This window comes from Streptomyces violaceorubidus (genome assembly GCF_000717995.1).
GTDB classification, from domain to species: Bacteria; Actinomycetota; Actinomycetes; order Streptomycetales; family Streptomycetaceae; genus Streptomyces; species Streptomyces violaceorubidus.
This window is the reverse complement of the sequence record NZ_JODM01000033.1, coordinates 60116-69449: the sequence shown is the minus strand read 5'-3', so window position 1 is coordinate 69449 and position 9334 is coordinate 60116. Positions and strand designations below refer to the sequence as shown.

Here is a 9334-nt window from a genome sequence, read left to right as displayed (position 1 = left end):
GACCCCACCCCGCCCCACGACACCGCCGAGCCCCGAGCCCGCGCCGGGCCCGGCGACGCCGCCGCGCCCTGACCGCGCGCCGGACGCTGCGATTCCGCCGGGCCCCGAGCGCGCGCCTCGGCCGTCTTCCGTGCCGGGCGTCGTGCCTCGGCCCGGCTCGCCCCAGGCGTCGGACGTCCCGGCCCGCCGGGCGACACCGCCGGGCCCCGAGCCCGCGTCGGGTCCGGTGACGCCGCCGCGCCCCGAGCCTGCGCCAGGTCTGGTGACGCCGCCGCGTCCCGAGCGCGCGCCCAGTCCGTCGCTTGCGCCGGGCGCCGTGCCTCGGCCCACTTCGCCCCAGTCGTCGGACGTCTCGGCCCGCCCGGTGACGCCGCCGCCTCCCGCTCCCGTACCGGCGCCCGCGCCGGGGCCCGGTGACGTGTCCGGCCCGGCGGGGTCGTCCCGTCCTGAACGTGGGCCTGCGTCCCGCCCCGGTGCCGCGTCGGGTTCCGGTGCCGCCGGGTCCCGTCCGCCGACGCCGCCTCCGGGTGTGCCGCCCCGCCCCGCGCAGGCGCAGCGGGGCAGTGACGCCGAGGGCGCGACGTCCGAAGCGGGCACCGATGCGTCCTTCCCCCGGGGGCGTACGCCGGCCGCTGACGGCCGGGACGAGGGCTCCGGCGTCCGTACCCGGTACCCGCGCTTCCGGCTCGGCGACTCCCGGTCCGCCGACGCCGCGCCACCACCCCGCGCCTCCGCCCGCTTCCCCGACGCCGCGCCGACCGTCGGCCGTGGCACCCCGCCCGCCGGTGCGCCGCCCCACCCTCCCGGCACTCCCGGGGAGGCTCCGACCGAGACGACGGCACGCCTGCGCCCGGTCCCGGCGGAGAGGGAACGGGAGCAACCGGAGGCCGCCGCGCGAACGGAACCGGTCCCGCCCACCGGTCCGGCCTACCGCCGCGCCGCCCCCGACCTCGCCTTCTCCTGGAGCGGCCCGAACGACACGCGGCCCCGGGTCTCGTTCGGAGAGCCCGAGGGGTACGACGCACTGGCCCGGCCGCGTTCGCTCGGCGGGCGTCCGCGGCCGCAGGCCGTCGCCGCCGCCGTGTGCCTCGTGCTCGGGGTGGGGCTCCTCACCGGAGCCGTCACCGGCAGCTGGCTCGCCGGGGACTCCGGGGAGGACGGCGCCCGCAGTGCGTACACCGAGGCCGGGGACCTGTGGCACAGCGTGCCCGTGGACCAGCTGTTCCCGCCCACCGTCCAGGGCAAGGGCGCGGGACCCGGCGGAGCCGACCGCACATGGACGCGGGTCGCCGTCGCCCCGGACGGCGGCTGCACCGGCGCCTTCGACCCGCTCCTCGCCAAGGCACTCGACCCGGTCGGCTGCTCACGGCTGCTGCGCGCCACCTACACCGACGCCACCCAGAGCCACGTCACCACCGTCGGACTGCTCTTCACCAAGGCCGACGCCGCCGCCATGACCGCGCTGGCGGACCGCTTCGAGAAGGAGGGCCTCGGCCGCCGGGACGACCTCATGCCCCTGCCGTACGCGCCCAAGGACACGGTCGCCGCGGACTTCGGCGCACCCCAGCGGGCCTCCTGGACCGTCTCCGTCCTCACCGACGCCCCCGTCGTCGTCTACGCCGTGTCCGGCTGGGCCGACGGCCGCACCGTCGACGAGCCCGAACCCGCCGAGGAGGCCATCGAGTCCGGCGCCACGTCGGCGCCGGCCCAGGCCGGTCTCGGCCACGAGGCGCAGGGCCTCGCCGACCGCGTCGAACGCGCCCTGCGCAAGAACGTCGGCGCACCCACGGAGCACCCGTCGTGACCCCCGCGGACATCCGCCGCAGGACGGGAGCGCTGAGCCTCCTCCTCGCCGCCGCCCTCCTCCTCGCCCCGGCCCCCGCCGCGCACGCCGACGGCATCCGCGCCCAGCAGTGGGCCCTGGACGCCCTGCACACCCAGGAGGCGTGGCGCACCACCAAGGGCGCGGGCGTCACCGTCGCCGTCCTGGACACCGGCGTCGAGGCCGACCACCCCGACCTGGCCGGCAACGTCCTCCCCGGCAAGGACCTGGTCGGCTTCGGCGCGCGCGAGGGCGACCGCTCCTGGGCCCGGCACGGCACCGCCATGGCCGGGATCATCGCCGGTCACGGACACGGCACCGGACACACCGAGGGCGTCATGGGCATCGCCCCACAGGCCAGGATCCTCCCCCTGCGGGTGATCCTGGAGGACGGCGACCCCTCGCGCGCCAAGGCCCGCAAGACCCGCGGCAACGCCCTGGCCGAGGGCATCCGCTGGGCCGCCGACCACGGCGCCGACATCATCAACCTCTCCCTGGGCGACGACTCCGCGTCCGCCCACCCGGAGCCCGCCGAGGACGAGGCCATCCAGTACGCCCTCGGGAAGGGCGTGATCGTCGTCGCCTCGGCCGGGAACGGCGGCGAGAAGGGCGACCACATCTCCTACCCGGCCGCCTACCCGGGCGTGATCGCCGCGACGGCCGTCGACCGCTACGGCACCCGCGCCTCCTTCTCCACCCGCCGCTGGTACGCCACGGTCAGCGCCCCCGGCGTCGACGTGATCATCGCCGACCCCGACCACCGCTACTACGAGGGCTGGGGCACCAGTGCCGCCTCCGCCTTCGTCTCCGGGGCCGCCGCCCTGGTGAAGGCGGCCCATCCGGACCTCACCCCGGCCCAGGTCAAGTCCGTCCTGGAGGACACCGCACGCAACGCCCCGGCCGAGGGCCGCGACGACTCCCGCGGCTTCGGCTTCGTCGACCCGGCCGCCGCCATCGAGGCGGCCGGGCGGCTGAAGCCCGCGGGGCTGAAGGCGGCGGCGTACGGCGAGGAGTACTTCGGCCCGGGACCCGACACCCCCGCCGCCGACGACGGCACCTCCGCCTGGGCCGCCCCGCTGGCGGGCAGCGCGGGCGGCGTCCTGGTGGTCGCGGCCGTGGTCCTGTGGCGCGGCCGGCGCGAACGCCACGAGGACTTCTGACCGCCCGAAGAACGGTCCCCGGAGCCGGGCACGCCCGGTCTTCAGGCGGCGCCGTCCGTGACCACGGACACCGCGGCCCGCGCCGCCGCCTCGGTCAGCGAGATCCCCTCCGCCTGCGTACCGCTGCCCCGCGACACCACCGCCACCAGGTAGCCGTGGCCGCCCCGCTCCACCCGCCCGATGCTGTTGACGACCCACAGCCCGGTAGTGCTGCGCCGCAGCCAGCCGTTCTTCAGCGCCCACGCCGGACCGGCCGCGCCACCCGCCGCGTCGGCCGCCGCCGACACCCCCCACCGCTGACCCTCCGCGATCCGCTCCATCAGCCCGCGCACATACGCCCGTGAGGCCGGGCTCAGCGCCGAGCCGTCCGCCACGAACACCTGCCGCAGCAGCGTGACCTGATCGGCGGCAGTGGTCCGGGTCAGGCCCCACAGCGGGCCGTCGCCGCCCTCGGTGCCGGTCAGCCCGAAGCGTTCGTTCGCGGCGTCCAGTCCGTGCGCCGTGCCGATCGCCCGCCACAGCGCCGACGCCGCGTCGTTGTCGCTGTCCTCGATCATCGCGGTGGCGTACGCCTTCTCCGCGGCCGTCGGCGAACGCCCCGCGTCCTGCGCCCGGAGCAGCAGCGCCGCCAGGATGTCCACCTTGACGATGCTCGCCGTCTCGAAGGCGCCCGTGCCGTAGGAGGCGCTCTCGCCCGAGTCCGGGTCCAGCACCGCCACCGCTGCCTCGGCGCCGTCCCGCACCGTCACCGACGCCATCGCCGCGGCCAGCCGCGCGTCACCGTCCACCACCGGCTCGACCGTCTCCACCGTTGCCTCCTCGCCCGAGGGTGCCGAGGCCGACGACGATACGGAGCCGCCCGCGCCGGGGCGTGCGTGGCTCTGCCAGTACACCGTGCCGGTGACCGTGGCGCCGGCGAGGACGCACGCGACCAGGGCGGGCCGAAGTCGCGAGGGGCGCCGCCGGGCCCGCCGACCTGTGGAGGATGCCATGGCGGGGATCGTTCACGCGGTTGCTGTGCGGGCCCCCGGCCGCGGGTTAGATCCCCCCCAGAGATCCCTGAGAGACCGGTGAGAAGTGCCGTGCACGCCCCCCGATAGGCTCGGGGCCGTGGCGAACAAGAACATCCCCGACTCCGCCTTCTCCGACGACGACGGCTCCGCCGACCCCCGGCTGAGCGCCGCGCTCGCCGCCTGGGCCGAGGACCGCGCCGCCGTGGGCCCGGTGCTCCAGGCGCTCAAGGGCGCCCGGCTGCTCGTGCCCGTCGTCGCCGTACTCGGTGAGGTGGAGGAGGACGAGAACGGTCTGCGCCGCGAGAAGACCAGCGACATGGCCGTGCCGACCCTGAAGGCCGGCGACCGCACCGCGCTGCCCGCCTTCACGTCCACCCAGTCGCTCGCCCGCTGGGACCCCGCGGCCCGCCCCGTCGCCGTACCCGTGCACCAGGCGTTGCAGGCCGCCGCGCACGAGAAGGCGGACACCGTCGTACTGGACCTGGCCGGGCCGGTGCCGTTCGAGCTGACCGGGGCGGTACTGCTGGCACTGGCCGAGGGGCGTACGACGACCGACCCGCTCGCGGACCCCGCCGTGGCCGCGGCCGTGCGCGCCGCCCTGGCCGACGAGCCCGCCGTGCTCCGCGCCCACCTCGGGCCGGGACGGGCCGACGGCACGCTGGCGCTGGTCCTGGACCCGGCCGCCGACGCGGCCAGGGCCGCCCGCGCCGTGGCCGAACGGCTGGCCGCCGACGACACGCTGAGGGCCCGCCTGGTGCGCGGCCTCGACCTGGCACTGCTGCCGGCCGGGGCGACGCCGCCGGGCGAGCCCTTGTACGTGCGGGGATAGCCGCCCCGGGGCGGCGGGCGGCGGTCAGCCGTAGACCGCTCCGGTGTACTTCTCGCCCGGACCCTGACCCGGCTCGTCCGGGACGAGCGAGGCCTCGCGGAAGGCCAGCTGGAGCGACTTCAGCCCGTCGCGCAGCGGTGCCGCGTGGAAGGAGCTGATCTCGGTCGCCGTCGCGTCCAGCAGACCGGCCAGCGCGTGCACCAGCTTGCGGGCCTCGTCGAGGTCCTTGTGCGCGTCGCCCTCCTCGGTCAGGCCCAGCTTCACGGCGGCGGCGCTCATCAGGTTGACGGCGACCGTCACGATCACCTCGACCGCCGGGACCTCGGCGATGTCGCGGGTCATGGCGTCGAAGTCGGGATTCGCCGGGGATTCAGCAGGGGTCTCACTCATGCCGCACACGATAGGCGCAGCCAGGGAGCGCACCCCACTCGGAGTCGGTTAGCCCTTCCCCGGCCGAGCTGCTAACCTTGTGTAACGACCGGTCGGACACGCACGCCCACGGCAGCGGATCCGGCCCACAAGTGGAGGCTTCGAACTCCCACCTGGCCGTCCTCTCAGGACGGCGGGTCACCGGTCAGGCGGTCCCGTCCCACGGCGGTGACCAGCCCGAAATCGCGCCCCGCGGTCATCGCGGCGGTGCTCCGGTAGCAGTTCGAGGAGCCCCGCCTGTGATCGTCCGGGGCATTTTTTGTGTGCCGGCGCGGTTAGGTCTATCGAACACAGACGTTACGCGGCTGTCCGCCAGACCGTCGCGTGGTGCTACCGAGGAGGATCCATCAGCGCCGAGCCCCGCATCAACGACCGGATTCGCGTTCCCGAGGTGCGACTTGTCGGTCCCAGCGGCGAGCAGGTCGGGATTGTCCCGCTTGCCAAGGCCCTGGAGCTTGCGCAGGAGTACGACCTCGACCTCGTCGAGGTCGCGGCGAACGCCCGTCCGCCCGTGTGCAAGCTCATGGACTACGGGAAGTTCAAGTACGAGTCGGCCATGAAGGCCCGTGAGGCGCGCAAGAACCAGGCGCACACGGTCATCAAGGAGATGAAGCTCCGGCCGAAGATCGACCCGCACGACTATGACACCAAGAAGGGTCACGTCGTCCGGTTCCTCAAGCAGGGCGACAAGGTCAAGATCACGATCATGTTCCGTGGTCGCGAGCAGTCCCGGCCGGAGCTCGGCTACCGACTGCTGCAGCGTCTCGCGGAGGACGTCCAGGACCTCGGCTTCGTGGAGTCGAACCCGAAGCAGGATGGCCGGAACATGATCATGGTCCTCGGTCCGCACAAGAAGAAGACCGAGGCGATGGCCGAGGCCCGCCAGGCGCAGGAAGCGCGCAAGGCCGACGCGAAGGCGAACCCCGGCAAGTCGCAGAACGCCGCGGAGGCCGACGTGGAGGAAGCCGAGGCCCCGGCCGAGGCACCCGCCGAAGCGTGACCCCGGGGGGCCGCCAGTCCCCAGGACACATACCCGATACAAGAGCGACGCTCCAACCGTGCCCGGTTTCACGACCGGGCACCGGAGCGCCACCGACGAGGAGAGAACGGCGCTATGCCGAAGAACAAGTCGCACAGCGGTGCCAGCAAGCGCTTCAAGATCACCGGCTCCGGCAAGGTGCTCCGTGAGCGCGCCGGCAAGCGCCACCTGCTCGAGCACAAGTCGTCCCGCGTGACGCGTCGCCTCACCGGCAACGCCGAGATGGCCCCGGGCGACGCCGCGAAGATCAAGAAGCTTCTCGGCAAGTGACGTACGGGCGCCACTGAGCGCCGTACGGCAGGACCGGGACCCCATCGATACCGGGCCGTGTGAGATCACCGCGGCCCCGCTACAAGGAGTTATCAAGTGGCACGCGTCAAGCGGGCAGTCAACGCCCACAAGAAGCGCCGGGCGATCCTCGAGCAGGCCTCCGGCTACCGCGGTCAGCGTTCGCGCCTGTACCGCAAGGCCAAGGAGCAGGTCACCCACTCGCTGGTCTACAACTACAACGACCGCAAGAAGCGCAAGGGTGACTTCCGCCAGCTGTGGATCCAGCGCATCAACGCCGCTGCCCGCGCCAACGGCATCACGTACAACCGCTTCATCCAGGGCCTGAAGGCCGCCAACGTCGAGGTCGACCGCAAGATCCTCGCCGAGCTGGCCGTCAACGACCCGAACGCGTTCGCCGCGCTCGTCGAGGTCGCGCAGAAGGCGCTGCCGAGCGACGTGAACGCGCCGAAGGCGGCGTGACGCTGCGCTGGCTCTAGCCGGTTGTCGAAGGGACCCGCAGGCTTGAAGCCTGCGGGTCCCTTCGGTTGCCGCCCGTCCGGTTCGATTTCGGCTGCGGGGCCGTTGTGGCTTGTCGCGCCCACGCGGCGGAGCCGCACATGGATGCAGCCCCGCGCCCCTTTGGGCGCGTTGCAGTCCACGACGATTCAGATGTGAAGGTGAGCAAGAGTGCGTCCTGTCAGCCCCGAGCTGATCTCCCCCCGGTCCCCCCGTGTCGCCGCCGCCCGGCGGCTCGGCAAGCGGAACTTCCGGGGGAAGGAACGGCTGTTCCTGGCCGAGGGGCCGCAGGCCGTGCGGGAGGCCGCCGGGTACGGGGAGACGCTGGTCGAGCTGTTCGCCACCGTCGAGGCCGCGGAGCGGTACGCCGACATCGTCGGGGCCGCGCGTGACGTCGGCGCCCGGGTGCACCTCGCCGCCGACGCGGTGATCGAGGACATCTCCACCACCGTCACCCCGCAAGGGCTGGTCGGGGTCTGCCGGTTCGTGGACACGCCCTTCGAGGAGATCCTCGCCGCCCGGCCCAAGCTCGTCGCCGTCCTCGCACACGTTCGGGACCCCGGCAACGCGGGGACGGTGCTGCGCTGCGCCGACGCCGCCGGCGCCGAGGCGGTCGTGCTCACCGACGCCTCCGTCGACCTGTACAACCCGAAGGCCGTACGCGCCTCCGTCGGGTCCCTGTTCCACCTGCCGGTCGCCGTCGGGGTCCCCGTCGAGCGGGCCGTCGCCGGGCTGCGGGACGCCGGCGTGCGGGTGCTCGCCGCCGACGGCGCGGGTGCGGACGACCTCGACACCGAGCTGGACGCGGGCACCATGGGCGGCCCCACCGCCTGGGTGTTCGGCAACGAGGCCTGGGGGCTCCCGGAGGAGACCCGCGCCCTCACCGACGCCGTCCTGCGCGTCCCGATCCACGGGAAGGCGGAGAGCCTGAACCTCGCGACCGCCGCCGCCGTATGTCTCTACGCGTCGGCGCGTGCACAGCGTGCCGCCGGAGGGTGCCGCTCCGTCACCGAGAGCTAGTAGGGTGACCAGCTCAAGGCCCCTGCGCGGTTGAGAGGTGGGGTACGGGGATGAGCGTCGGCACGAGCAGCGCACCGGGAGCACGCCAGGTGCCGCGTCCGCCCGCGCCCCGCACGCCCGGCGACCTCGCCGACCTCGGCGTAGACCCGGACCAGCTGCCCGACGGCCTGGTCGTCGCCGACGAGCACGGCCGGGTCATCTGCTTCAACGCGGCCGCCGTCCGCATCACCGCCACCCCCGCCGCCGAGGCGCTCGGCCGGTCCCTGGAGAGCGCACTGCCCCTGGAGGACCTGGAGGGCCGGCGCTGGTGGCAGCTCACCGACCCCTACGGCGGCCTCGCCATCCGCGTCCGCCAGCCCGAGCGCAACCTGCTGCTCCCCGGCGGACGGGAGGTCCTGGTCACCGCCCGCTACGTGCGCGGCGAACGCCTCGGCCCCGTCCACCGCGTCGTCGTCACCCTGCGCGATACCGAGGCCCGCCGCCGCACCGAGCGCAGCCACGCCGAGCTGATCGCCACCGTCGCCCACGAACTGCGCTCCCCGCTCACCTCCGTCAAGGGCTTCACGGCGACCCTGCTGGCCAAGTGGGAGAGGTTCACCGACGACCAGAAGCGGCTGATGCTGGAGACCGTCGACGCCGACGCCGACCGTGTCACCCGCCTCATCGCCGAGCTGCTCGACATCTCCCGGATCGACTCCGGCCGCCTGGAGCTGCGCCGCCAGCCCGTCGACATCGGCGCCGCCGTCGGCCGGCACATCCAGGCGTACGTCGCCGCCGGCCAGGAGGCCGACCGGTTCCTGCTCCGCCTCGCCCATCCGCTGCCCGACCTGTGGGCCGACCCCGACAAGGTCGACCAGGTGCTGAGCAACCTGCTGGAAAATGCCGTGCGGCACGGCGAGGGAACGGTCACCATTGACATCACGCCCACGGCGTCGCCCCGAGAGGGGGAGGACACCGGCACGTCGGTCACGGTGAGCGACGAGGGGGCAGGCATCCCGGAGGAATCCATGAACCGCGTCTTCACCCGCTTCTGGCGGGGCAGCAAGCGCGGTGGCACCGGCCTCGGGCTGTACATCGTCAAGGGCATCGTCGAAGCCCACGGCGGCACCATCACGGTCGGCCGCGCCCCCGGCGGCGGCGCGGAGTTCCGATTCACGTTGCCCGTGGCGGCCCCGGCGTACCTCACCTGAGCAGCACCAGAGGCGGCCGACGACCCCCACGGGCGTAATCCGCGTT

Annotated in this window: 10 protein-coding genes; 8 read left to right on the top strand and 2 right to left on the bottom strand. The window is 74.2% G+C overall.

The features are described from left to right. Nucleotides 1-529: 529 nt before the first annotated feature. Together IE94_RS41295 and mycP are read left to right on the top strand one after the other, a co-directional pair. Complete coding sequence (locus tag IE94_RS41295; protein WP_245235335.1) at nt 530-1804, top strand: hypothetical protein; 1275 nt, start codon at nt 530-532, stop codon at nt 1802-1804. Continuing rightward, nucleotides 1801-2982 carry a type VII secretion-associated serine protease mycosin gene (gene mycP / locus IE94_RS0129515; protein WP_030190261.1) on the top strand — a complete coding sequence of 394 codons (1182 nt, stop codon included), beginning with the start codon at nt 1801-1803 and terminating at the stop codon, nt 2980-2982. The genes IE94_RS41295 and mycP overlap by 4 nt, the downstream gene beginning before the upstream one ends. A 41-nt stretch (nt 2983-3023) precedes the next feature. Here mycP and IE94_RS0129510 read toward each other — a convergent pair whose 3' ends face one another. Next, nucleotides 3024-3974: a serine hydrolase gene (locus IE94_RS0129510; RefSeq protein ID WP_030190259.1), complete on the bottom strand. Its 951-nt coding sequence runs from the start codon at nt 3972-3974 to the stop codon at nt 3024-3026. Between the two features lie 118 nt (nt 3975-4092). Here IE94_RS0129510 and IE94_RS0129505 point away from each other — a divergent pair, with 118 nt between their 5' ends. Further along, the gene (locus tag IE94_RS0129505) at nt 4093-4824 is read left to right on the top strand and encodes an SseB family protein (RefSeq protein ID WP_030190256.1); all 732 of its coding nucleotides are present in this window, start codon (nt 4093-4095) and stop codon (nt 4822-4824) included. A gap of 24 nt (nt 4825-4848) precedes the next feature. Here IE94_RS0129505 and IE94_RS0129500 read toward each other — a convergent pair whose 3' ends face one another. Then, nucleotides 4849-5214, bottom strand: coding sequence for a DUF1844 domain-containing protein (locus IE94_RS0129500; protein WP_030190247.1), 366 nt, complete (start codon nt 5212-5214; stop codon nt 4849-4851). 385 nt (nt 5215-5599) lie between these two features. Between IE94_RS0129500 and infC the strand changes: the two genes are divergently transcribed. From infC to IE94_RS0129475, 5 genes are all read left to right on the top strand, one after another. Beyond that, a complete protein-coding gene (gene infC, locus IE94_RS0129495; protein ID WP_063829748.1) occupies nt 5600-6253 on the top strand; it encodes a translation initiation factor IF-3 in 654 nt (217 codons plus the stop codon). Nucleotides 6254-6367: 114 nt separating this feature from the next. After that, nucleotides 6368-6562 carry a 50S ribosomal protein L35 gene (gene rpmI / locus IE94_RS0129490; RefSeq protein WP_003977225.1) on the top strand — a complete coding sequence of 65 codons (195 nt, stop codon included), beginning with the start codon at nt 6368-6370 and terminating at the stop codon, nt 6560-6562. Nucleotides 6563-6658: 96 nt separating this feature from the next. Further along, on the top strand, nt 6659-7042 hold the full coding sequence (gene rplT / locus IE94_RS0129485; RefSeq protein ID WP_003977226.1) for a 50S ribosomal protein L20: 384 nt from the start codon (nt 6659-6661) through the stop codon (nt 7040-7042). Between the two features lie 207 nt (nt 7043-7249). Continuing rightward, a complete protein-coding gene (locus IE94_RS0129480; protein WP_030190243.1) occupies nt 7250-8098 on the top strand; it encodes a TrmH family RNA methyltransferase in 849 nt (282 codons plus the stop codon). 50 nt (nt 8099-8148) lie between these two features. Continuing rightward, on the top strand, nt 8149-9288 hold the full coding sequence (locus tag IE94_RS0129475; RefSeq protein ID WP_030190241.1) for a sensor histidine kinase: 1140 nt from the start codon (nt 8149-8151) through the stop codon (nt 9286-9288). Nucleotides 9289-9334 lie beyond the last annotated feature (46 nt).

Bases quoted from the DNA above. Each gene is read 5' to 3' on its own strand.
- IE94_RS0129510 (WP_030190259.1), bottom strand. From the start codon at position 3,974: ATGGCATCCTCCACAGGTCGGCGGGCCCGGCGGCGCCCCTCGCGACTT.
- IE94_RS0129500 (WP_030190247.1), bottom strand. From the start codon at position 5,214: ATGAGTGAGACCCCTGCTGAATCCCCGGCGAATCCCGACTTCGACGCC.
- rpmI (WP_003977225.1), top strand. From the start codon at position 6,368: ATGCCGAAGAACAAGTCGCACAGCGGTGCCAGCAAGCGCTTCAAGATC.
- IE94_RS0129475 (WP_030190241.1), top strand. From the start codon at position 8,149: ATGAGCGTCGGCACGAGCAGCGCACCGGGAGCACGCCAGGTGCCGCGT.